Genomic DNA, 21,150 nt, shown 5'->3' with positions numbered 1-21,150 from the left:
ACACCGGCGGCGACGGATCGCGCATGAAAGGCGCGCTTTTGTCCCCGCCTGCACGCAGATTACCTTTGGATTGTTGTCGCGAATCTGCCACAGAAGGGGGCAACCACGCGCCGGGGGGTGGGAACGCCCGTGGTATGATTTACATACACACGTCAAGTAAGCTGCCGGGAAAACCATTGTCTTCTGTTCGTTCCAGACCCCCCTTTCGCCTTGTGGCCCGCGGCCTTGCCGCGCTGGCGCTGTTCGCCGTTGCCGCCTGCTCGGCCCCCGTGGCCTCGGGCATCAACGATCCCTACGAGGCCGAGAACCGCGCGAGGCACGAGTTCAACCGCAACCTGGACCGCGCGCTCGTGCGGCCCGTCGGCAAGGGATACGTGCAGATCGTGCCCGAGCCGGTGCAGCAGGGCGTCGGCAATTTCGCCAGCAACCTCGGGGAACCCAGCCATTTCGTGAACCACCTTTTGCAGGGTGACGTCGAGGGCGCGGTGATGAACACGATTCGGTTTGCGGTGAACACCACGGTCGGCCTGGGCGGGCTGATCGACATGGCCGGGGCGCTGGGCATCCCCGAGTTCGATACCGATTTCGGCGAAACGCTGTACACCTGGGGTGTGGGTGAAGGCGCCTATGTGGAACTGCCGGTGCTGGGCCCCTCGACACAGCGCGATACGCTGGGCCGCATGGTGGATCTGTTCACCAACCCGCTGATCAACACGCTGCCCGATCCCGAACGCTATTACGCGCGCGGCGCATCGGTGGCGGCGCGGGTCGGCGACCGGGGCCGGTATTCGGATATCGTCGATTCGATCCTCTATGAAAGCGCCGACAGCTATGCCCAGTCGCGCCTGATCTACCTGCAGAACCGGCGCTTCGAACTGGGCGGGGATAGCGCGGACGCCTATGAAGACCCATATGCCACAGGCACCGACCCGAATTACGAGGACCCTTACGATGACCCGTATGCCGACCCTTACGCCGCCGAATGACCGCCTGAGCCGCCGTGGCGCCCTGACGCTGATCGGCGCCGGCCTTGCCGCGCCGATGATGGCAACGCCGGCCCTTGCACTGAGCGAGGCAAAGGCGAAATCGCTGGTCGACAGCGTGGTGGCCGATATCAACTCGGTCATCAATTCCGGCAAATCCGAACCCGCGATGTACCGCGATTTCGAACGCATCTTTTCGCGCTATGCCGACGTGCCGACCATCGCGCGCTATGCGCTGGGGGTAGATGCGCGCCGCGCCAGCCCGGCACAGCTGCGCAGCTTTACCGACGTTTTCCAGCGTTACATCTCGGTCAAGTACGGCCGGCGTTTCCGCGAGTTCATCGGCGGCCGCATCGAGGTGCGGGACGCCCGCCCGGTCAAGAGCTTCATCGAGGTCAGGACCGTGGCGCATCTGCGCGGCGAAGCACCGTTCAACGTGACCTTCCTGGTGTCCGACCGCTCCGGCAGCGACCGGTTCTTCAACCTGTTCATCGAAGGGGTGAACATGCTGCTGACCGAACGCACCGAGATCGGCGCGATGCTGGACCGTCGCGGCGGCGACATCGACAAGATGATCGCCGACCTGCGCGCCACGGGCTGATCCCCTAACGCTGGCTTTCCGGCGTCGGGGCCTGCCCCGGTTCGACATTGCCGCCGAAGATGCTTTCCAGAAGGTTCTCGATGCCTGACCGCGTGTTGCGGTCGCGCTGCACCTGCGGCTGCTCGGAAAACTCCGAATACCCGGCGGGCGGCTGCATCGGCAGTTCGCGCGGCGCCAGCCCGTCATGCACGCGGACCATGGTTTCATGCCAGATCTCGGCCGGCAGGCCCGATCCCGTCACCCCGGTCAGCGGTGTGTTGTCGTCATAGCCCATCCAGACGCCGGCCACGTAATCGGCGCTGAACCCGATGAACCACGCATCGCGCGCGGCCTGGGTGGTGCCGGTCTTGCCCGCGGTCTGCCGGTCGGGCAGCGCGGCACGGCGGCCGGTTCCCTCGGCCACGACCTTGTGCATCATCCATGTCAGCTCGCGCGCCGCATCCTGCTGGATCACGCGCTCGCCGATGCCGCCGGTGGCGGTCATCACCGGTTCGCTGTCGCCCTGCATCCGCAGTTCGACCAGGCCATAGGGCGTCACGGCCGAGCCGCCGTTCAGGATGCCGGCATAGGCGCCCGTCATCTCGATCAGGGTCGATTCCGACGCACCCAGCGCCAGCGCAGGCCCCAGCGCCAGGTCCGAGTCGATACCGAAATCGGCGGCGACCCTGCGCACGAGATCCAGCCCCACGCTTTGCGCCACCTTCACCGCCGGGATGTTCAGCGACGTGCGCAGCGCCTCGGTCAGGGTGACGCGCCCGTGATACTTGCGGTCATAGTTCTGCGGGCACCACTCGCCCGAGCCCGGCACGGTGATGCAATAGGGCCCGTCCTCGATCACGTCGTTGCCGGAATACCCCATGTCCAGCGCGGCGGCATAGACGAAGGGCTTGAACGCCGAGCCGGTCTGGCGCAGCGCCTGCGTCGCGCGGTTGAAGGCGCCCACCACCTTTGTCTTGCGCCCGCCCACCATCGCGCGCACGGCGCCGTCGGCGCTCATCACCACGATGGCGGCCTGCGCCTTCGATCCCTCGCGCACCTTGTTTTCGAAGATGTATTTCATCGCGTCTTCGGCGGCGTCCTGGATGCGCGGATCGAGCGTCGTGCGGATGATCACGTCCTCGGTCGTGTTGCGGGTAAAGAACTCGGGGCCCGACGACATCACCCAGTCGGCGAAATAGCCGCCGGCCTGCGCCTCGGCGGCCTCGGACAGCTCGGCCGGGTTGGTCAGCGCCTCGCGCGCCTCGGCCTCGGACAGGTAGCCCTGATCGCGCATCAGCCCGATCACCAGCGCCGCGCGGCTTTGCGAACGTTCCAGGTTGTTGGTCGGTGCCAGCGAGGTGGGTGCCGTCAGCAGCCCCGCCAGCATCGCGCCCTCGGCCGGGGTCACCTGACCGGCCGTCTTGCCAAAGAACCGCTGCGCCGCGGCCTCGGCCCCGAAGGCCCCGCCGCCCATATAGGCGCGGTTGAGATAGATCGTCAGGATCTCGTCCTTGCTGTACTTGACCTCCATCGCCAGCGCATAGATCGCTTCCTTCGCCTTGCGTGACAGCGAGCCGCGGCGGCAGTCGGCCTCATACGCGGCCTCGCTTTCCCACTTGGCGGGGTCGTATTTCACGCCAAGGCACATCAGCTTGGCCGTCTGCTGCGTGATGGTCGAACCGCCATGCCCGCTGAACGGCCCGCGCCCTTCGCGCAGGTTGATGCGGATGGCCGAGGCGATCCCGCGCGGCGACAGCCCGAAATGGCGATAGAACCGCTTGTCCTCGGTGGCGACCACGGCGTTCTTGAGGTGCGGGCTGACGATATCGGCGGTCACGACGCCGCCGAACTGGTCGCCGCGCCAGGCAAAGTTCCGGCCGTTGGCATCCAGCAGCGTGACCGAGCCGCGCTGCCGCCCGTCCAGCACCTCGTCCAGCGCGGGCAGCGTGGCATAGACATAGCCCACCGCCAGCGCGATCAGCAGCGCGGTAATCGCGCCGATGCGCCATGTGAGCGCCCAGATAATCCGCCAGAAGAACCCGATTATGGCCAGGAACAGGGCAACGACCGGGTTGCGCCTGCGCGCCGGCTTGCGCGCGGTTTTCCGGCCCGCAGCCTTTTTCGGGCTTGCGGGGGTCTTTTTCTTTGCCGGCGCCTTTGCCGTTTTGGGGTAACGACGGTCCGCCACCAATGGCCGTTTCCTGCGACCTGAATCACTCATTTCCTGCCCTGCCCGAGCCCGTATCGTTGCGGCGATCATAACGATCCGGCGACAGGATGTAGACCCTGCAGACCGCCCCGTATGCCTTTTTGTTTTGCATAAATTTTAATCCATACGCCCGATATGCACATTTTTTATGCGTTCTGGCGTTTTTTCATCACGCCCAACCGGGCATTTACCTTCCTTCCTGACCCGAGTCTCCGGTTTTCTGCACGTGCAAACAGGCGGGCACCCTCCGCCGCAAATCGCAAAGGGGACAAAGGTGAAACTGATCATAGCGACGATCAAACCGTTCAAGCTGGAAGAGGTCCGCGAGGCGCTGACCGAAATCGGCGTGCGCGGGATGATGGTGACCGAAATCAAGGGGTTCGGCGCGCAGTCCGGCCACACGGAAATCTACCGCGGCGCCGAGTATGCCGTGAATTTCGTGCCCAAGATCAAGCTCGAAATCGCCGTGAACGCCGCGATGGCCGACCAGGTGATCGAGACGATCGCAAAGACCGCCAAGACCGGAAAGATCGGCGACGGAAAGATTTTCGTACTGGATCTGGAACAGGCCGTGCGCGTCCGCACCGGCGAAACGAACGAGGACGCGCTGTGATGCGCGCCGGGGGAAAGGACAACATCATGAAACTCGCAACCAAACTGGGCCTTGCCGCCGCTCTGGTCGCCCTGCCCTCGATGGGGCTGGCGCAGGAGGCCGAGGCTGCACCCGACATCAACCCGTATATCTTCACCACGCTTCTGTTCCTGATCGGTGGCTTCCTCGTGTTCTGGATGGCCGCAGGCTTTGCCATGCTCGAAGCGGGGCTCGTGCGCTCCAAGAACGTGACGATGCAGCTGACCAAGAACATCGCGCTGTTTTCGATCGCGGCCATCATGTACTGGCTGATCGGCTTCAACCTGATGTATCCCGGCGACGGCTGGTGGGTTGCCGGCTGGATGGGCCCGTGGTTCTCCACCACCTCGCTTGAGCCGGTGGGCCTGGCGGCTGCCGACGCATCGCTGGATTACGCCTCGGTCGGCTCGGACTTCTTCTTCCAGCTGATGTTCTGCGCCACCACGGCGTCGATCGTGTCGGGCACGCTGGCCGAACGTATCAAGCTGTGGCCCTTCCTGATCTTCGTGGTGGTCCTGACCGGCGCCATCTACCCGATCGAAGCGTCCTGGCAGTGGGGCGGCGGCTGGCTGAGCGAAATGGGCTTTTCCGATTTCGCCGGTTCGACGCTGGTGCACGCGGCAGGCGGTTTCGCAGCCCTTGCAGGCGCACTGGTGCTGGGCCCGCGTATCGGTAAATACAACAAGGACGGCAAGACCGTGCCGATCCCCGGTTCGAACCTGGCGCTTGCCACGCTCGGCACGTTCATCCTGTGGCTGGGCTGGTTCGGCTTCAACGGCGGCTCGCAACTGGCGATGGGCACCGTGGGTGACGTGACCGATGTCAGCCGCATCTTCGCCAACACCAACATGGCCGCCGCCGCCGGCGCCGTCGCCGCCCTGCTGCTCAGCCAGGCGCTCTACAAAAAGCCCGACCTGACCATGACGCTGAACGGCGCGCTGGCCGGTCTGGTGTCGATCACCGCCGAGCCTCTGGCCCCGACGCTGTTCGGCGCGCTGTGGATCGGTGCCGTGGGCGGTATCATCGTCGTGCTGACCGTGCCGATGCTGGACAAGCTCAAGATCGACGACGTCGTGGGTGCCATCCCGGTGCACCTGATCGCCGGTATCTGGGGCACCTTCATCGTCCCGGCCTATAACAGCGACGCCTCGTTCGGCACGCAGATCGTCGGCATCGTGGCCATCGGCGCCTTCGTCTTCGTGGTCAGCATGGTGGTCTGGCTGATCCTCAAGGCCGTCATGGGCATCCGTGTCGGCGAAGAGGAAGAGATCAACGGCCTCGACATGGCCGAGCTGGGGATGGAGGCCTATCCCGAATTCTCCAAGAGCTGATACCTCCTTCCATCGGCTCTGTGACACCTGCCCGGGCGTTCGCGCCCGGGCTTTTTGCTGTCCGCGTGCAACCTGCCCCGTTTGCGGCGGCGGCAATGCCGGACGCCTCCGGCGGGAGTATTTGGGGAACGATGAAATGCCGGCCAGACATCTGGCGGTGCGGCGGGCAAAAGAAAAGGCCCGGACGATGCCGGGCCTTTCCAGGGATATGACGACAGGATCAGTTCAGGGCCTTGTCGGTGACCGCATGGGTCCAGGCGCCCTCGGGCTCCTTGGTGATCACACCGCCGTCCATGACGATGCCCACCGTCCGCTCATAGGCCGCCGGATCGAGCGCGCCGTTGCTGCCCGCGGTCAGCTTGGCGATCTCGCCCATCATGCGGCGCTGGTGCTTTTCGGTCTGGGCGCCGGTTTCGTCGTTTTCAAGGACGATATCGGCGGCCTCGTCGGGGTTTTCCTCGGCATATTTCCAGCCCTTCATGGACGCCTTGACGAAGCGGGCCAGCTTGTCCACCTCGGCCGGGTCGGCCAGCTTGTCCTCGGTGGTGTAAAGACCGTCCTCAAGCGTCGAGATGCCTTCGTCCTCGTACTTGAAGACCACCAGGTCATCCGGGGTCAGGCCGGCGTCGATAACCTGCCAGTATTCATTGTAGGTCATGGTCGTGGCGCATTCGACCTGCTTTTGCAAAAGCGGATCGACGTTGAAGTTGATCTTCTGGATGGTCACACCGCCCTCGGACCCGTCGGTGGGAATGCCCAGCTTGCCCATCCAGGTGTAAAGCGGGATCTCGTTGCCGAAGAACCAGGTGCCCAGCGTGTGCCCGGGGAAATCCTCAGGCGAGGTGATGCCGTGCTCCTTCAGGCAGGTCAGCATCAGCCCCGACGAGGCGAAGGGCTGCGCGATATTGACGATCGGTGCCCCCTTTTCCCGCGCGGCCAGCGCCGAGGGCAGCCAGTCGACCATGACGTCGGCCCCGCCGCCCAGCAGGACCTGCACCGGCGCGATATCCGGGCCGCCGGGCTTGATCGTGACGTCCAGCCCTTCTTCTTCGTAAAAGCCCTTGTCGAGCGCCACGTAATAGCCCGCGAACTGCGCCTGCGTGACCCATTTCAGCTGTAGCGTCACCTCGTCCGCGGCGGCGGCCATGCCGGCCCAAAGGCCAAGGGCGGCGGTGCCCAGTGTCGTTGCCATATGTTTCATTTCATTCTCTCCTTGCTGGTTTGGCTTGGTTGTTTTCTATGCTCTGCCTCGTTGCGACGGGTGCCAGAAGGTGACTGCCTTTTCCAGCAGCGCGACCCCGCCATAGAATGCCGACCCCACGATGGCGGCAACGACGATCTCGGCCCAGACCAGATCGAGCGCCAGTTGCCCCACCGAGGTGGAAATGCGAAAGCCCATGCCGCGCACGGGCGAGCCGAAGAACTCGGCCACGATGGCCCCGATCAGCGCCAGCGTGGTGGCGATCTTGAGCCCGTTGAAGATGAACGGCATCGCCGCCGGCAGGCGCAGCTTGAAAAGCGTCTGCCAGTAGGACGACGCATAGGTGCGCATCAGGTCGCGCTGCATCCGGTCGCTGGACTGCAACCCCTGCACGGTGTTCACCAGCATCGGGAAGAACACCATCACGACCACCACGGCCGCCTTCGACTGCCAGTCGAAGCCGAACCACATGACCAGGATCGGCGCCATGCCGATGATCGGCAGGGCCGCCACGAAATTGCCCACCGGCAACAGGCCGCGCTGCAGGAACGGAAAGCGGTCGACCGCGATGGCCATAAGGACCGCCGCGCCGCAGCCCAGGACATAGCCGGTCAGCGCCCCCTTGACGACGGTCTGCACGAAATCCTCCCACAGGATGCCGGTCGAGGCGGCGAACCGCGCCGCGATGGCGCTGGGCGGCGGCAGGATGACCGAGGACACATCCAGCCCGCGCACGAAACATTCCCACATCACGATGACGGTCAGGCCGAATATCACCGGCACGGCCAGCCCGGTGGCGCGGCTTTTCGGCAGGCGGGCGAGCAGCGCGTTGGCCCACCATCCCACGGCCCATGCGGCAAACCCTGCAACGATCCAGCCCATCACGCCATCCCCATCCGTTTCAGCGTCACCCGCTGGATCGCGCCGATCAGCGCGACCATCACGGCGGCCAGTGCCGCGGCCATCAAAAGCGCGCTCCAGATCTGGATGGTCTGCCCGTAATAGCTGCCGGCCAGCAGCCGCGCGCCCAGCCCGGCAACCGCGCCGGTGGGCAATTCGCCCACGATGGCCCCGACAAGGCTGGCCGCCATCGCCACCTTCATCGAGGTGAAGAGGTAAGGCATCGAGGACGGCAGCCGCAGTTTCCAGAAGGTCTGGCTGGCGCTGGCGTTCCATGTCTTCATCTGGTCAAGCTGCATCACGCCGGGGCTGCGCAGCCCCTTCACCATGCCGACGACGACCGGGAAGAACGACAGGTACATCGAGATGATGGCCTTGGGCAGCAACCCGGAAATCCCCACCGCGTTCAGCACCACGATGATCATCGGCGCGATGGCGAGGATCGGAATGGTCTGGCTGGCGATGACCCAGGGCATCACGCTCATGTCCATCACGCGGTTATAGACGATCCCGATCGCCAGCCCCACCCCCAGGACCGTGCCCAGCGCAAAACCCAGCAAGGTCGCCGACAGCGTGACCCAGGAATGATAGATCAGGCTGCGCTTCGAGGTGATCTTTTTCTCGACCGTGGTATCCCACAGCTCCACCGCCACCTGGTGCGGCGCCGGCAGCTTGGGTTTGTCCTGGCTCCAGGTGTCGGCCACCAGTTCGCCGAAGGAAAGCTCGACCCCCGCGCGGCCCGCCTTGTCATGCGCCCAGGCGGCATTCAGCCAAACGGCGGCCCCATACCAAAGCACGAAGATCGCCGCGACGACGGTCAGGATGGGCAGGATGCTGCGGGTCATGGCGCGCACCCCCTGTTTTCATCGTTCCACAAATACTCACCCGCGCCGCCGGACGGCCAGCGCAGGTATTCGAGTATTTTAAGAACGATGAAAGGATTTGGTGCTTTTCTCGCCCCGCGGTACAGGCTGGAGAGCCGATGGCCGCGAACGGTGAAGAAGGGGCCCGCTCCCTTGTCCGAAACGCGGGCCGGTGACAGGATGGCCGCCTCAATCGTCATAGGCATGTCCCGCGCGCAGGCCCTCGCGGACGCGATGGGCGATTTCCAGGAATTCCGGCGTGTCGCGGATATCGAGCGGGCGCTCGCGCGGCAGGGTGCTTTCGATCACGTCGGTGATCCGGCCTGGGCGCGGGCTCATCACGACGATTCTCGTCGACAGGTACACCGCCTCGGGGATCGAGTGGGTGACGAAGGCGATGGTCTTGTCGGTGCGGTCCCAGAGCTTGAGAAGCTGTTCGTTCAGGTGGTCGCGCACGATCTCGTCCAGCGCGCCGAAGGGTTCGTCCATCAGCAGGATATCGGCGTCGAAGGCCAGCGCCCGCGCGATCGAGGCGCGCTGCTGCATCCCGCCCGACAACTGCCAGGGAAATTTCTTTTCGAACCCGGCAAGGTCGACAAGCTCCAGCACGCGCTGCACGCGGTCGGCAATGTCGGATTTCGGGTAGCCCATGATTTCCAGCGGCAGCGACACGTTGCGCCCGATGGTGCGCCACGGGTAAAGCCCCGCCGCCTGAAACACGTAGCCATAGGCGCGGGATTTGCGCGCCTCTTCGGGGCTGACGCCGTTGACCGTGATGGACCCGCCGGTGGGCGTTTCCAGATCGGCCATGCAGCGCAGGAATGTTGTCTTGCCGCAGCCCGAGGGGCCGATGAAGCTGACGAAATCGCCCTTGTTGATGTCAAGGTCCACGTCCCTGAGCGCGTGCACCGGGCCATCGTTCGTCTGGAATGTCAGGTTCAGGCCCTTGGCGCTGATCACTGTCTCGGTCGTCACACCCGTGTCTCCCCTGTCGCGGCTCATCGCGCCGCGATCTGTTATTGTTGTCAAGGACTTGCGCCCGAGGACTGCCCCGGGCGCAAGAAAATTCAGATCCCTGCCGGAATATTGAGCGGATCGCGCCTGATCTGTTTCGGCGCGGTCAGCTCTTTCCATTTCGACAGCGCGGTATGCGCCGAGGGGAAGGCCGGGCGCGGCACGAAACGACCCCGGCCGGGGTTGGGCTGGCTGTTCTGGCCCCAGGCCCAGATCACCTCGCCCCGGCTGATGGTGTAACGCGCCTGCGCCTGCACCTCGAACCCTTCGAAGACGTTGTAATCCAGGATCGAATGGTGGTTCGAGGCGCTGATCGTCTTGGTGATCTTCGGGTCCCAGACCACGATATCGGCATCCGCCCCTTCGACGATCGCGCCCTTCTTGGGATAGATGTTCAGGATCTTGGCCACGTTGGTCGAGGTGGCGGCGACAAACTCGTTCGGCGTCAGACGGCCGGTTTCCACCCCTTCGGTCCACAGCACGGCCAGCCGTTCCTCCAGCCCGTTCGACCCGTTGGGAATGATGCGGAAATCGTTCACGCCGCGGCGTTTCTGTTCGGTGCTGAAGGCCGCGTGATCGGTGGCGACCACCTGCAACGACCCCGATTGCAGACCCGCCCAGAGCGAGGCCTGGTGTTCCTTGTTGCGGAAGGGCGGCGACATCACCCGGCGCGCGGCGTGATCCCAGTCCTTGTTGAAATATTCCGACTCGTCCAGCGTCAGGAACTGCACCAGCGGCTCACCGTAGACGCGCATCCCCTTTTGCCGGGCCCGGCGGATCGCCTCATGCGTCTGCTCGCAGCTCACATGCACGATATAGAGCGGCACGCCCGCCGTATCGGCGATGGTGATCGCGCGGTTGGCGGCCTCGCCCTCCAGCTCGGGCGGGCGGGAATAGGCATGGCCCTCGGGGCCGGTGATGCCCTGGTTGAAGTATTTTTCCTGCAACTCGGCCACGAGGTCGCCGTTCTCGGCATGGACCATCGGCAGCGCGCCCAGTTCCGCGCAGCGTTTGAACGAGGCGAACATCTCGTCATCCTCGATCATCAGCGCACCCTTGTAGGCCATGAAATGCTTGAACGAGTTCACGCCCGCGTCCACGGCATCCTTCATCTCGTCGAACACCTGCTCGTTCCAGCCGGTGATCGCCATGTGATAGCCGATATCGGCACAAATCTGCGGCGCGGATTTGCGGTGCCATTCGGCGATGGCGTTCTTGATGCTGCCATCCTCGCCCGGCAGGCAGAAATCCACGATCATCGTGGTGCCGCCACAGGCCGCGGCCCAGGTGCCGGTTTCGAAGGTTTCGGCCGCCGTGGTGCCCATGAAGGGCATTTCCAGATGCGTATGCGGGTCGATCCCGCCGGGGATCACATAGGCGCCTTCGGCGTCGATATATTCGTCGCCCTTCAGATCCTCGCCGATCTGTTTGATCGTTTCGCCCTCGATCAGGACATCGGCCTTCCACGTGCGGTCCGCGGTGCAGACGGTGCCGCCCTTGATGACTTTGGTTCCCATCTTTCAAATCTCCCCGTATTTGGGCGGGCCACGATTGTCACGCGGTCCCGCTGCGCACGCCGGTGGCGCGCCTTGTCAGAACCGGGAACGCCGCGACCGACCGCTTTTCCGGGCGATCGGGCAGCGCGCTCCCACCATATTTGCCGGGCGGTGGCCGGTCATGGCAGCGTCACCCCCGATTGATACACGATCCAACGGCCTTGTGGGAGGTTTCCGCTTTTCCGGCAAACCTCACTCCACGATCCCCGCCGTTTCCACCACCGCGTGAAACAGCACATCCGCCCCCGCCGTCGCCCATTCCTTTGATATCTCTTCCGCCTCGTTATGGCTCAGCCCGTCGACGCAGGGGCACATGACCATCGCGGTCGGCGCCACCTGGTTGATCCAGCAGGCATCGTGCCCGGCGCCGGAGATGATATCCTGGTGCGAATAGCCCAGCCTTTCTGCCGCGTCGCGGATCGCCTGCACGCAGCCCTTGTCGAATTCCACCGGGTCGAAGCCGCCGACCTTTTCGAATGCGACCTGCAGGCCCATGTCGTCGGCAATCTTCTGTCCCTCTTCACGCAGGCGTTTTTCCATGTCCTCGATCACCGACAGGTTGGGGCTGCGAAAATCGACGGTAAAGACCACCTTGCCGGGGATCACGTTGCGCGAGTTGGGATAAACGTCGATATGGCCCGCCGCGCCGACCGCATGGGGGGCGTGCGACCACGCGATTTCGTCCACCTTTTCAAGGATGCGCGCCATGCCCAACCCGGCGTTGCGGCGCATCGGCATCGGTGTCGAGCCGGTATGCGCATCCTTGCCCGTCACCGTCACCTGCGTCCAGCTCAGCCCCTGGCCGTGGGTGACGACGCCGATATCCTTGCCCTCGGCCTCCAGGATCGGCCCCTGTTCGATATGCAGTTCGAACATGGCATGCATCTTGCGCGCGCCCACGGGTTCGTCGCCTTCCCAGCCGATCCGCTTCAACTCGTCGCCGAAGGTCTTGCCCTCGGCATCGGTCCGCTCCTTGGCCCAGCTTTCGGTGTGAATACCGGCAAATACGCCCGAGGACAGCATGGCCGGCGCGAACCGCGTGCCTTCCTCGTTCGTCCAGTTGGTGACGACAATGGGGTGTTTCGTCCTGATGCCCAGATCGTTCAGCGTGCGCACGACCTCAAGCCCGCCGAGCACGCCCAGCACCCCGTCATACTTGCCGCCCGTAGGCTGCGTATCCAGGTGGCTGCCCACATAGACCGGCAGCGCATCGGGATCGGTGCCGGGGCGCATGGCGAACATGTTGCCCATGCTGTCGAGCCCCATTTCGCAGCCCGCCTCCTCGCACCATGTCTGGAACAGCGCGCGGCCTTCGGCGTCTTCGTCGGTCAGGGTCTGGCGGTTGTTGCCGCCCGCGACGCCGGGGCCGATCTTTGCCATTTCCATCAGGCTGTCCCACAGACGATCGCCGTTTATCCTAAGATTTTCGCCCGGTGCCGGCATCGCATCCCCCTGCTTTTTCCCCGGCGGCTTGGCTTGCCGCTTTTTTACCAAATGGTAAAGTCACGATTGCCAAAGCCCCCCGTGGTGTCAAGATTCGTCTTGGCGTGCGGGCGCCTTGCGGGCTATCCCCCGGCGCAACGTGATGAAAGATGCAGCAGCGATGGATCAGCCCACCCCGAAAAAGCCCAGCCGCATCCAGCAGAAGAACCGCAAGCGCATCCTTGAGGCCGCGCTGGACGTGTTTTCGCAGCACGGCTATCGCGGCGCGACGCTGGACCAGATCGCAGAGGCGGCGGGCCTGTCCAAACCGAATATCCTGTATTATTTCAGCGGCAAGGAAGAGATTCACGTCACCCTGCTGAACCGGCTGATGGAAACCTGGCTCGACCCGCTGGACGAGATGGACCCGAATGGCGACCCGCTGCAGGAAATGCTGGGCTATGTCCGCCGCAAGCTGCAGATGAGCCGCGAATTTCCCCGCGAAAGCCGGCTGTTCGCCAACGAGATCCTGCAAGGCGCACCGCGCATGGCGCCGCATCTGGAAAGCGGGCTGAAACCGCTGTTCGACAGGAAATGCGCGCTTGTCCGGGAATGGATGGATCAGGGGCGGCTGGCGCCTGTCGATCCCGGCCACCTGATCGTGTCGATCTGGGCGACGACCCAGCATTACGCCGATTTCGACGCCCAGCTTGGCGTGCTCATGCCCCCGGGCGCACCGGGGGCCGAGACGTTTCTGGAAACGCTTTACACGCGGCTTCTGACACCGGGCCGGTAAGGCCCGGACGGCCGGCGAAACACCGCTATTCCGCGGCGCAGGCACCGGGGTTGTTGGGGTGGGTCGTCCAGTTGGCATAGTCCTTTTCGACCACCTTGCCGGTGCGCGGATCGACCTCGCCGGGCTGCATTTCGACCATCGTGATGCAATCCTCGACCGGGCAGACATTGACGCACAGGTTGCAGGCCACGCATTCCTCGTCCTTGACGGTAAACGTGCGGTCATCGGACATGGCGATGGCCTGGTGGCTGGTATCCTCGCAGGCGGCATAGCAGCGGCCGCACTTGATACAGGCGTCCTGGTCGATATGCGCCTTGGTGATGTAATTCAGGTTCAGGTGCTGCCAGTCCGACAGGTTCGGAACCGCCCGCCCCACAAGATCATGGACCGAGTCGATGCCCTTTTCATCCAGGTATTGCGACAGGCCCGAGATCATTTCCTGCACCACCTTGAACCCATAGGTCATGGCCGCGGTGCAGACCTGCACGTTGCCCGCCCCAAGCGCCAGGTATTCGGCCGCGTCCTTCCACGTGGTCACGCCGCCGATGCCGCTGATCGGTAATCCCTGCAACGACGGCGTGCGCGCGATTTCCGCCACCATGTTCAGCGCGATGGGTTTCACCGCCGGTCCGCAATACCCGCCATGCGCGCCCTTGCCGTCGATCGTGGGTTCGGGCGCGAAAAGATCCAGATCGACCGAGGTGATGGAATTGATCGTGTTGATCAGCGAAACGGCATCCGCGCCGCCGTCCTTGGCCGCCTGCGCGGGTTTCTTGATGTCGGTGATGTTCGGCGTCAGCTTGACGATCACCGGCAGGTCGGAATGCTGCTTGCACCATTCGGTGACCTGCTGCACGTATTCGGGCACCTGGCCCACCGCACTGCCCATGCCGCGCTCGCTCATGCCGTGCGGGCAGCCGAAATTCAGCTCGACCCCGTCGCAACCGGTCTCTTCGACCCGGCGCAGGATGGATTTCCATGCATCCTCGTTCACCGGAACCATCAGGCTGACCACCACGGCGCGGTCGGGATAGTCCTTTTTCACCCGCGTGATTTCATCGAGGTTCACCTGCAACGGGCGGTCGGTGATCAATTCGATATTGTTCAGCCCCAGCAGGCGGCGATCCGCCCCCCAGATCGCGCCATAGCGCGGGCCGTTCACGTTGACGACGGGCGGGCCGTCCTCGCCCAGCGTTTTCCAGACCACGCCGCCCCAACCGGCCTCGAAGGCGCGGCGCACGTTGTATTCCTTGTCCGTCGGCGGCGCCGAGGCCAGCCAGAACGGGTTGGGGGATTTGATCCCGGCGAATTCGGTCGTCAGATCGGCCATGTCTCAGCCCTCCGCCGTCAGTGTTGCGTGAATGTCTTCGGCGGCATCGCGGCCTTCGGCCACCGCCGTCACGGTCAGGTCGTCGCCCCCCGCCGCGCAATCGCCCCCGGCCCAGACGCCCGCGATACTGGTGCGGCCGGCACCGGTGACCCCGATCTTGCGGCCGTCCAGCGCGGGCAGCCCGTCGCCCGAAAGCGTCTGGCCGATCGCCTTGAACACCTGGTCGGCGGCCAGGCGGAATGTCTGGCCGGTCGGCTTCAGGTCGTCGTCGGTATATTCGAACTCGATCTCACGCACAGCGCCGTTGCCATGCACCGCGACGGGCGTGGCGTTGGTGATGATCCGCACGCCTTTCGAGGCGGCAAGATCCTGTTCGAACACGCTGGCATTCATCCGGTCGCGGCCCCGGCGGTAGACAAGGCTGACATTCAGCGCGCCCAGCAGCTTCGCCTGCACGGCGGCATCCACCGCCGTCATGCCGCCGCCGATCACCACGACATCGCGGCCCACGGGCAGCCCGGACAGGTCCGACGCCTGCCGCAGGTCGGCGATGAAATCGACGGCGTCCAGCACGCCCGCCTTGTCCTCGCCCGGCGCATTCAGCGCGTTGACCCCGCCCAGACCGATGCCCAGGAACACGGCATCATAACTGGCCTTCAATGCCTCCAGCGTCACGTCGCGGCCCAGCGACTTGCCGTTCTCGACAGTGATACCGCCGATTTTCAGCAGCCAGTCGACCTCGGCCTGCGCGAACCCGCCCGGTGTCTTGTAGGCGGCGATGCCGTATTCGTTCAGCCCGCCCGACTTGGGCCGGGCGTCGAGGATCACCACGTCATGCCCCAGCATCGCCAGCCGGTGCGCACAGGCCAGACCCGCGGGTCCGGCCCCGACCACGGCAATACGCCGCCCTGTCGAGGCCGCCCGGGAGAACGGGTGAACCCCCTGTTCCATCAGCGTGTCGGTGGCATATCGCTGCAATTCGCCGATCTTGACCGGCTTGCCCTCGGCGGTTTCGCGCACGCAGGCCTCTTCGCACAGCGTTTCGGTCGGGCAGACGCGGGCGCACATGCCGCCAAGGATGTTCTGGCTGAAAATCGTCCGTGCCGCCGCCTCGGGCGTGCCGGTGGCGATCTGCCGGATGAACAGCGGTATGTCGATATCGGTGGGGCAGGCCGTGACGCAGGGCGCGTCATGGCAGAAATAGCAGCGATCGGCGGCGACAAGCGCCTCGTGATCGTCCAGCCTGGGGTGCAGATCGGTGAATTGTTCGGCGTAGTCGGCAGGGCCCAGACGCCCCGCGACAATACCGGGAGTCAGCGCATTCGCGGCCATCCCATCCTCTCCTGTTGGTGCCTTGTCGGTGCCTTTTATTGGGAATCAGTATTCCACGATTCGATTTTTTATCAATCGGTAAAATTTACCGGATGGACAAAAACCGGGGGCCGCGCGGGCCCACGCACAAGATTTGGGCAAGGAGGTGGGGCGCCGGCCAACCTGTCGGATTGAACGCAACAGAGGGCATCGCAGGGCCGCAGTCGGGCGATCCGACGGCTGCGGCTGGCAGTTTATGCTGCAGCCACTTCCTCCCTCAAAGCGAAGCGCTCACGGCAGCCAATCGCCCGGCCAAGGACCGGCCCGACACCCTCCGATCAGCCCTTGCGCAGGACCGCCATGTAAAACCCGTCCATCCCGCCCAGGTCAGGCCAGTAATCGGGGCGCAGGCGCAGCCCGCCCTCTTCGGTGATCCAGGCCGGGTCGATGCCGGGCCGGTCCGGCGCGGCACGATCCACGGTCAGGCCGGGGTGACGTTCCAGCGCCTCTTCCACCTGGCATTCGCCCTCGTCCGGCAAGAGTGAGCAGGTGCAGAACACCAGCCGTCCGCCCGGTTTCAGCAGGCCCAGCGCATGGTCCAGCATCGCCGCCTGCAACTCGAAAAGCGCACCGAATTCCGCCCCGTCCTTGGCATGGGGCAGGTCGGGATGGCGACGGATCGTGCCAGTGGCCGAACAGGGCGCATCCAGCAGGATCGCGTCGTAACTGCCCCGATGTTCCAGCGCGTCACCGGCCACCACCCGCGCGGTCAGCCCGGTGCGCGACAGGTTTTCGCGCACCCGCGCAAGCCGCGCCTCGGAGATATCCAGCGCCGTCACATCGGCACCGGCGGCGGCAAGTTGCAGCGTCTTGCCGCCGGGGGCCGCGCACATATCCAGCACCGCCTCGCCGGGCCGCGCATCCAGCAGGCGCGCGGGCATCGCGGCGGCGGCATCCTGCACCCACCACGCGCCCTCGGCAAAACCCGGCAGCGCCGAAACCTGCCCCGCCTGCGCCACCCGGACCGATCCGGTGGGCAGAACCGCCCCGCCCAGCCGCGCGGCCCAGTCCCCGGCGTCGGGTTTGACGGTCAGGTCCAGCGGCGCACCGGCGAATTGCGCGGTCTCCATCGCCATCACGGCCTCGCCGCCCCAGGCCATGACCAGCGGATCGCGCAGCCATTTCGGCAGGCGCGGCACGCGCAGCTTTGCCCATTCGGCACCGCCATCGGCGGCGACCTTGCGCAGGACCGCGTTGACCATACCCTTCATGTGCTGGCCCTTCTTGTGGCCGGCGGTGAGCGCCACCGCGTCGTTCACCACGCCGTGCGCATCGCCGCCCGAACACAGCTCGACCGTGGCAAGGCGCAGGATGTTGCGCACATGCAGCGGCGGGGTCTTGCGCAGGTGTTTGCCCAGCACCCGGTCGGCGCGTTCCAGCCCGCGCAGCACGTCCTGCGCCAGCCGCTGCACGCGGGCGCGGTCGGCCGGTTCCAGCCGGTCCAGCGCACCGGCGCCCAGCAATTCGGCCATCAGGCGCCCCTCGCCCAGAACCTGATCCAACAGGTAAACGGCGCTGCGGCGGGCGGGTGAGGGCGATGTCGACATGGGCTATGGCCTTGCTGTGCGGGGCCAGCGGCGTATATCAGGGGTAGAGAACGGAAGGAAGCCACCGATGTCCGACATCCCGCGCAAGGATCTGCCGCCCGCCGCCCAACGCGCCCTGGCCGAGGCCGAGGAACGCCGTAGGAAGGCCGAAGCCGAGGCAAGAACAATGCCAAAGGAACTGGGCGGCCGCGACGGGCCGGAACCCGTGCGCTTCGGCGACTGGGAAAAGAAAGGGATCGCGGTGGATTTCTGACCCCGGTCAGAGCCCCAGAACATCGACCATGTCGTATTCGCCGGGCTTCCTGCCCTGCCCCCACAGCGCCGCCTTCAGCGCGCCGCGCGCGAACACCGCCCGGTCGCTGGCCACGTGACGCAGGACGATCCGCTCCCCCTCGGCCGCGAACAGCACGTCATGTTCGCCCACGATATCGCCGCCACGGATGGCGTGAAACCCGATATGCCCGCGCTCGCGCGCGCCGGTGATGCCGTCGCGCCCCCGGTCGCTGACCGCCTCAAGCAACACGCCGCGCCCTTCGGCGGCGGCCTCGCCCAGCATCAGCGCGGTGCCCGAGGGGGCATCGACCTTGTGGCGGTGATGCGCCTCGATCACCTCGATATCGAAATCCTCGTCCAGCGCGGCGGCCACCTTTTTCGTCAACTGCACCAGCAGGTTGACCCCAAGGCTCATGTTGCCCGCGCGCACCACCACCGCATGACGCGCGGCGGCCCTGATGCTGGCAAGGTCGTCCTCGCCCAGCCCGGTAGTGCCGATCACGTGCACCGCCCGCGCCTGCGCCGCGATCCCCGCGAATTCGACCGTCGCGGCGGGCGCGGTGAAATCTATGATCGCCTGCGCCTTCGAAAACGCCTCGAGCGCGTCATCGGTCACGTGAAGGTCGATCGGCGCGCCGCCCATCGCAACGCCCACGTCCTGGCCCACCCAGTCATGGCCCGCGCGTTCGACCGCGCCGACCAGCCGGGCCTTGTCGCTGGCCAGCACCGTGCGGATCAGCATCTGCCCCATGCGCCCCGAGGCGCCCGTCACCACGATTCCCGGCAGGTCGGTCATTTCCGTCGCTCCTATGCTTTCGCGCTGTCATAGCGAAGCCTTCCCCCATTGGCAAAGCCCCGGCAAAGCCTTAAGTGCGGATCATGGCAAAGAACAAGTTTCACGACGGTCCCGGTCCCAGCCAGCGCCAGCTGCGCGTGGGCGAGGTGATCCGCCGCTCGCTCTCCGAGGTGCTGGCGCGCGGCGACGTGCACGATCCCGACCTCAACCGCCTGTCGATCACGGTGGGCGAGGTGACGACATCCCCCGACCTGCGGATCGCCACCGCCTATGTCCTGCCGCTGGGCGGCACCGGGCAAGAGGACGTGCTGCACCTGCTGGCCCGCAACAAGGGCGAGCTGCGCCGCATGATCGGCAAGAAGGTCGGGCTGAAATTCACCCCCGACCTGCGGTTCCGCATCGACGAGACATTCGACCGGCTGGACGAAACCCGCCGCCTGTTTTCGCAGGACGACGTGCGCCGCGATGTCGGAACGGACGAACAGGACGATCCATGACCGCCCTGCGCGCCGTGCTGGGCCTTGTATTCGCCCTGTGCGCCACGGCGGCTTTCGCGGTCGACTGCCGCGACCTGACCCATGACGGCAACAGCTATTCGCTCTGCACGGTAGATACGGCATCCGAGGATTTGCGCCTGTTCCTCGACGATGCGGAGGGCCGGAAATACAGCCACTTCAGCACGCTGGACCAGGCACTTTCACAGGACGGGCGCCGGCTGTCCTTCGCCATGAATGCCGGCATGTACCACACCGACCGCAGCCCCGTCGGCCTTTATGTCGAAAACGGGGAGGAACGGATGCGCATCATCACCTCTGCCGGGCCGGGCAATTTCGGGCTGGTGCCGAACGGCCTTCTCTGTATCGGCCCGTCGCGCGCCGATGTCATCGAAACGCGCGCTTTCGTGACAAAACCGCGCGATTGCCGCTTTGCCACGCAATCCGGCCCGATGCTGGTGATCGAGGGCGCGCTGCACCCGCGCTTCCTGCCCGACAGCGCCTCGCGCTATATCCGCAACGGGGTGGGCACCTCGGATGACGGGCGGACCGTGCATTTCGTGATCTCCAACAACCCGGTCACGTTCCACGAATTCGGCCGGCTGTTCCGCGACGCCCTGCAGACCCCGAACGCGCTCTATTTCGATGGCAACATCTCGCGCCTGCACGCGCCGCAACTGGGCCGCTCCGATCCGGGGTTTCGCATGGGCCCGATCGTAGGCGTGACCGAACCCGCAGGCTAACCCAGCCGCGCCACGGCCCAGCGCGCGGCCTCGGCCACCGTGGCGTCCGGGTCATCCACCAGCGCCTGCGCGGCGGGCCGCAAAGCCGCATCGCCCGAATTTCCAATCGCATACAACACGTTGCGCACGAACCGGTCACGCCCGACCCGCTTGATCGGGCTCCCGGAAAACCGCGCGCGAAACCCCGCATCGTCCAGCGCCGCCAGTTCGGCCAGCGGCGGGTCCACCAGGTCGGGCCGCGCGTGATAGTGCAGCTCGCGCGCCGCCACGGCAAACTTGTTCCACGGGCAGGCCGCCAGGCAATCGTCGCAACCATAGATGCGGTTGCCCATCTTCGCCCGCAATTCCTCGTCGACCGGCCCCTTGTGCTCGATCGTGAGGTAGGAAATGCAGCGTCGCGCATCCAGCCGGTAGGGCGCCGGGAATGCATCGGTCGGGCAGGCATCGAGACAGGCCCGGCAACTGCCGCAATGATCCGTCTCGGGCGCGTCCGGTTCCAGCGCGAGTGTGGTGAAAACCGACCCGATGAAAAACCAGCTGCCCAGATCGCGGCTGACAAGGTTGGTATGCTTGCCCTGCCACCCCAGCCCGGCCGCCTGCCCCAGCGGTTTCTCGGGCACCGGCGCGGTATCGACGAATACCTTGACCTCGCCCCCGCCCTCGGCGATCAGCCAGCGCGCCAGCCGCTTCAGCCGTTTCTTGACCAGGTCATGATAATCGCGGTTGCGCGCATAGACCGAGATCACCCCGCGATCCGGCGTTTCCAGCCCGGCCAGCGGGTCTTCTTCCGGGGTATAGCTTTCGCCCAGCACGATCACCGACCGCGCCTCGGGCCATAACGCCGCCGGATCGCCCCGCCACGCCGCCCTGTCCGCCAGCCAGCCCATCTGCCCGTGATAGCCGTGCGCCAGAAACGCGGCCAGCCGGGCGGGCACCTCGGGCACCGCGTCGGGCCGGCAGATACGGGTCAGGTCGAACCCTTCGGCGCGGGCCTGCGCGATCAGCCGGGATTTCAGGTCGTCCTTCATCTTGCCGGCAATACTCCGGGGGTGAATTGGGCCGCAGGCCCAAGAGGGGGCAGCGCCCCCTGCCCCGGGGTGCGGCCGGAAG

The 21,150-nt window shown here is 65.4% G+C and carries 21 protein-coding genes; 8 read left to right on the top strand and 13 right to left on the bottom strand.

The genetic code is table 11. The features are described 5' to 3' along the window. The first annotated feature begins 176 nt into the window (after positions 1 to 176). Positions 177 to 986: an MlaA family lipoprotein gene (locus F3H87_RS15750; RefSeq protein ID WP_223228086.1), complete on the top strand. Its 810-nt coding sequence runs from the start codon at positions 177 to 179 to the stop codon at positions 984 to 986. After that, positions 961 to 1,584 carry an MlaC/ttg2D family ABC transporter substrate-binding protein gene (locus F3H87_RS15745; protein ID WP_149787659.1) on the top strand — a complete coding sequence of 208 codons (624 nt, stop codon included), beginning with the start codon at positions 961 to 963 and terminating at the stop codon, positions 1,582 to 1,584. The genes F3H87_RS15750 and F3H87_RS15745 overlap by 26 nt, the downstream gene beginning before the upstream one ends. A 4-nt stretch (positions 1,585 to 1,588) precedes the next feature. Here the strand turns inward: F3H87_RS15745 and F3H87_RS15740 are convergent, their stop codons facing one another. Next, on the bottom strand, positions 1,589 to 3,784 hold the full coding sequence (locus F3H87_RS15740; RefSeq protein ID WP_149787227.1) for a transglycosylase domain-containing protein: 2,196 nt from the start codon (positions 3,782 to 3,784) through the stop codon (positions 1,589 to 1,591). Positions 3,785 to 4,046: 262 nt separating this feature from the next. Here F3H87_RS15740 and F3H87_RS15735 point away from each other — a divergent pair, with 262 nt between their 5' ends. Together F3H87_RS15735 and F3H87_RS15730 are read left to right on the top strand one after the other, a co-directional pair. Beyond that, positions 4,047 to 4,385 carry a P-II family nitrogen regulator gene (locus F3H87_RS15735; protein ID WP_090028867.1) on the top strand — a complete coding sequence of 113 codons (339 nt, stop codon included), beginning with the start codon at positions 4,047 to 4,049 and terminating at the stop codon, positions 4,383 to 4,385. Positions 4,386 to 4,411: 26 nt separating this feature from the next. Then, positions 4,412 to 5,734 carry an ammonium transporter gene (locus F3H87_RS15730; protein ID WP_149787228.1) on the top strand — a complete coding sequence of 441 codons (1,323 nt, stop codon included), beginning with the start codon at positions 4,412 to 4,414 and terminating at the stop codon, positions 5,732 to 5,734. Positions 5,735 to 5,954: 220 nt separating this feature from the next. Here the strand turns inward: F3H87_RS15730 and F3H87_RS15725 are convergent, their stop codons facing one another. The 7 genes from F3H87_RS15725 to F3H87_RS15695 all read right to left on the bottom strand — a co-directional run bounded on the left by F3H87_RS15725 (position 5,955) and on the right by F3H87_RS15695 (position 12,711). Further along, a complete protein-coding gene (locus tag F3H87_RS15725; protein ID WP_188129155.1) occupies positions 5,955 to 6,935 on the bottom strand; it encodes an ABC transporter substrate-binding protein in 981 nt (326 codons plus the stop codon). Positions 6,936 to 6,971: 36 nt separating this feature from the next. Beyond that, positions 6,972 to 7,817, bottom strand: a complete 846-nt coding sequence (locus tag F3H87_RS15720) for an ABC transporter permease (RefSeq protein WP_149787229.1) — start codon at positions 7,815 to 7,817, stop codon at positions 6,972 to 6,974. Further along, positions 7,817 to 8,680 (bottom strand): ABC transporter permease, encoded by an 864-nt coding sequence (locus F3H87_RS15715; RefSeq protein WP_149787230.1) that lies wholly within the window; start codon positions 8,678 to 8,680, stop codon positions 7,817 to 7,819. The genes F3H87_RS15720 and F3H87_RS15715 overlap by 1 nt, the downstream gene beginning before the upstream one ends. Continuing rightward, positions 8,677 to 8,898, bottom strand: coding sequence for a hypothetical protein (locus tag F3H87_RS15710; RefSeq protein WP_149787231.1), 222 nt, complete (start codon positions 8,896 to 8,898; stop codon positions 8,677 to 8,679). The genes F3H87_RS15715 and F3H87_RS15710 overlap by 4 nt, the downstream gene beginning before the upstream one ends. Then, positions 8,888 to 9,673, bottom strand: coding sequence for an ABC transporter ATP-binding protein (locus F3H87_RS15705; RefSeq protein ID WP_188129156.1), 786 nt, complete (start codon positions 9,671 to 9,673; stop codon positions 8,888 to 8,890). Before F3H87_RS15705 ends, F3H87_RS15710 begins: the two co-directional genes overlap by 11 nt. 92 nt (positions 9,674 to 9,765) lie before the next feature. Beyond that, the gene (gene hydA, locus F3H87_RS15700) at positions 9,766 to 11,229 is read right to left on the bottom strand and encodes a dihydropyrimidinase (RefSeq protein ID WP_149787232.1); all 1,464 of its coding nucleotides are present in this window, start codon (positions 11,227 to 11,229) and stop codon (positions 9,766 to 9,768) included. Between the two features lie 231 nt (positions 11,230 to 11,460). Next, the gene (locus F3H87_RS15695) at positions 11,461 to 12,711 is read right to left on the bottom strand and encodes a Zn-dependent hydrolase (protein WP_149787233.1); all 1,251 of its coding nucleotides are present in this window, start codon (positions 12,709 to 12,711) and stop codon (positions 11,461 to 11,463) included. Positions 12,712 to 12,871: 160 nt separating this feature from the next. Between F3H87_RS15695 and F3H87_RS15690 the strand changes: the two genes are divergently transcribed. Further along, positions 12,872 to 13,486, top strand: coding sequence for a TetR family transcriptional regulator C-terminal domain-containing protein (locus F3H87_RS15690; RefSeq protein ID WP_149787662.1), 615 nt, complete (start codon positions 12,872 to 12,874; stop codon positions 13,484 to 13,486). Between the two features lie 25 nt (positions 13,487 to 13,511). Here F3H87_RS15690 and preA read toward each other — a convergent pair whose 3' ends face one another. The 3 genes from preA to F3H87_RS15675 all read right to left on the bottom strand — a co-directional run bounded on the left by preA (position 13,512) and on the right by F3H87_RS15675 (position 17,734). Further along, positions 13,512 to 14,816 carry an NAD-dependent dihydropyrimidine dehydrogenase subunit PreA gene (gene preA, locus F3H87_RS15685; protein WP_149787234.1) on the bottom strand — a complete coding sequence of 435 codons (1,305 nt, stop codon included), beginning with the start codon at positions 14,814 to 14,816 and terminating at the stop codon, positions 13,512 to 13,514. 3 nt (positions 14,817 to 14,819) lie between these two features. Next, the gene (locus tag F3H87_RS15680; RefSeq protein ID WP_149787235.1) at positions 14,820 to 16,148 is read right to left on the bottom strand and encodes an NAD(P)-dependent oxidoreductase; all 1,329 of its coding nucleotides are present in this window, start codon (positions 16,146 to 16,148) and stop codon (positions 14,820 to 14,822) included. Positions 16,149 to 16,465: 317 nt separating this feature from the next. Beyond that, complete coding sequence (locus F3H87_RS15675; protein ID WP_149787236.1) at positions 16,466 to 17,734, bottom strand: RsmB/NOP family class I SAM-dependent RNA methyltransferase; 1,269 nt, start codon at positions 17,732 to 17,734, stop codon at positions 16,466 to 16,468. Positions 17,735 to 17,801: 67 nt separating this feature from the next. Here F3H87_RS15675 and F3H87_RS15670 point away from each other — a divergent pair, with 67 nt between their 5' ends. Beyond that, a complete protein-coding gene (locus F3H87_RS15670) occupies positions 17,802 to 17,987 on the top strand; it encodes a DUF1674 domain-containing protein (RefSeq protein ID WP_149787237.1) in 186 nt (61 codons plus the stop codon). A gap of 6 nt (positions 17,988 to 17,993) precedes the next feature. On the opposite strand, the gene dapB is transcribed toward F3H87_RS15670, so the two are convergent. Beyond that, on the bottom strand, positions 17,994 to 18,803 hold the full coding sequence (gene dapB / locus F3H87_RS15665; RefSeq protein WP_149787238.1) for a 4-hydroxy-tetrahydrodipicolinate reductase: 810 nt from the start codon (positions 18,801 to 18,803) through the stop codon (positions 17,994 to 17,996). Positions 18,804 to 18,886: 83 nt separating this feature from the next. On the opposite strand from dapB, the gene rbfA reads away from it, so the two are divergent. After that, positions 18,887 to 19,300 (top strand): 30S ribosome-binding factor RbfA, encoded by a 414-nt coding sequence (gene rbfA, locus F3H87_RS15660; RefSeq protein ID WP_149787239.1) that lies wholly within the window; start codon positions 18,887 to 18,889, stop codon positions 19,298 to 19,300. Further along, on the top strand, positions 19,297 to 20,040 hold the full coding sequence (locus F3H87_RS15655; RefSeq protein ID WP_149787240.1) for a phosphodiester glycosidase family protein: 744 nt from the start codon (positions 19,297 to 19,299) through the stop codon (positions 20,038 to 20,040). Before rbfA ends, F3H87_RS15655 begins: the two co-directional genes overlap by 4 nt. Here the strand turns inward: F3H87_RS15655 and queG are convergent. Continuing rightward, a complete protein-coding gene (queG, locus tag F3H87_RS15650) occupies positions 20,037 to 21,068 on the bottom strand; it encodes a tRNA epoxyqueuosine(34) reductase QueG (protein ID WP_149787241.1) in 1,032 nt (343 codons plus the stop codon). The genes F3H87_RS15655 and queG overlap by 4 nt on opposite strands. Positions 21,069 to 21,150: the final 82 nt, after the last annotated feature.

Source organism: Lutimaribacter pacificus (assembly GCF_900142185.1).
GTDB lineage: Bacteria > Pseudomonadota > Alphaproteobacteria > Rhodobacterales > Rhodobacteraceae > Lutimaribacter > Lutimaribacter pacificus.
This window is presented reverse-complemented; position numbering and strand designations above follow the sequence as displayed.

Coding starts and splice junctions, on each gene's coding strand:
- dapB (WP_149787238.1), bottom strand. CDS start 18,803: ATGACCGACCTGCCGGGAATCGTGGTGACGGGCGCCTCGGGGCGCATG.
- F3H87_RS15680 (WP_149787235.1), bottom strand. CDS start 16,148: ATGGCCGCGAATGCGCTGACTCCCGGTATTGTCGCGGGGCGTCTGGGC.
- F3H87_RS15655 (WP_149787240.1), top strand. CDS start 19,297: ATGACCGCCCTGCGCGCCGTGCTGGGCCTTGTATTCGCCCTGTGCGCC.
- F3H87_RS15725 (WP_188129155.1), bottom strand. CDS start 6,935: ATGAAACATATGGCAACGACACTGGGCACCGCCGCCCTTGGCCTTTGG.
- F3H87_RS15740 (WP_149787227.1), bottom strand. CDS start 3,784: ATGAGTGATTCAGGTCGCAGGAAACGGCCATTGGTGGCGGACCGTCGT.
- F3H87_RS15715 (WP_149787230.1), bottom strand. CDS start 8,680: ATGACCCGCAGCATCCTGCCCATCCTGACCGTCGTCGCGGCGATCTTC.
- F3H87_RS15675 (WP_149787236.1), bottom strand. CDS start 17,734: ATGTCGACATCGCCCTCACCCGCCCGCCGCAGCGCCGTTTACCTGTTG.
- F3H87_RS15730 (WP_149787228.1), top strand. CDS start 4,412: ATGAAACTCGCAACCAAACTGGGCCTTGCCGCCGCTCTGGTCGCCCTG.
- queG (WP_149787241.1), bottom strand. CDS start 21,068: ATGAAGGACGACCTGAAATCCCGGCTGATCGCGCAGGCCCGCGCCGAA.
- rbfA (WP_149787239.1), top strand. CDS start 18,887: ATGGCAAAGAACAAGTTTCACGACGGTCCCGGTCCCAGCCAGCGCCAG.
- F3H87_RS15710 (WP_149787231.1), bottom strand. CDS start 8,898: ATGACGATTGAGGCGGCCATCCTGTCACCGGCCCGCGTTTCGGACAAG.
- preA (WP_149787234.1), bottom strand. CDS start 14,816: ATGGCCGATCTGACGACCGAATTCGCCGGGATCAAATCCCCCAACCCG.
- F3H87_RS15690 (WP_149787662.1), top strand. CDS start 12,872: ATGGATCAGCCCACCCCGAAAAAGCCCAGCCGCATCCAGCAGAAGAAC.
- F3H87_RS15695 (WP_149787233.1), bottom strand. CDS start 12,711: ATGCCGGCACCGGGCGAAAATCTTAGGATAAACGGCGATCGTCTGTGG.
- F3H87_RS15745 (WP_149787659.1), top strand. CDS start 961: ATGCCGACCCTTACGCCGCCGAATGACCGCCTGAGCCGCCGTGGCGCC.
- hydA (WP_149787232.1), bottom strand. CDS start 11,229: ATGGGAACCAAAGTCATCAAGGGCGGCACCGTCTGCACCGCGGACCGC.
- F3H87_RS15670 (WP_149787237.1), top strand. CDS start 17,802: ATGTCCGACATCCCGCGCAAGGATCTGCCGCCCGCCGCCCAACGCGCC.
- F3H87_RS15720 (WP_149787229.1), bottom strand. CDS start 7,817: ATGGGCTGGATCGTTGCAGGGTTTGCCGCATGGGCCGTGGGATGGTGG.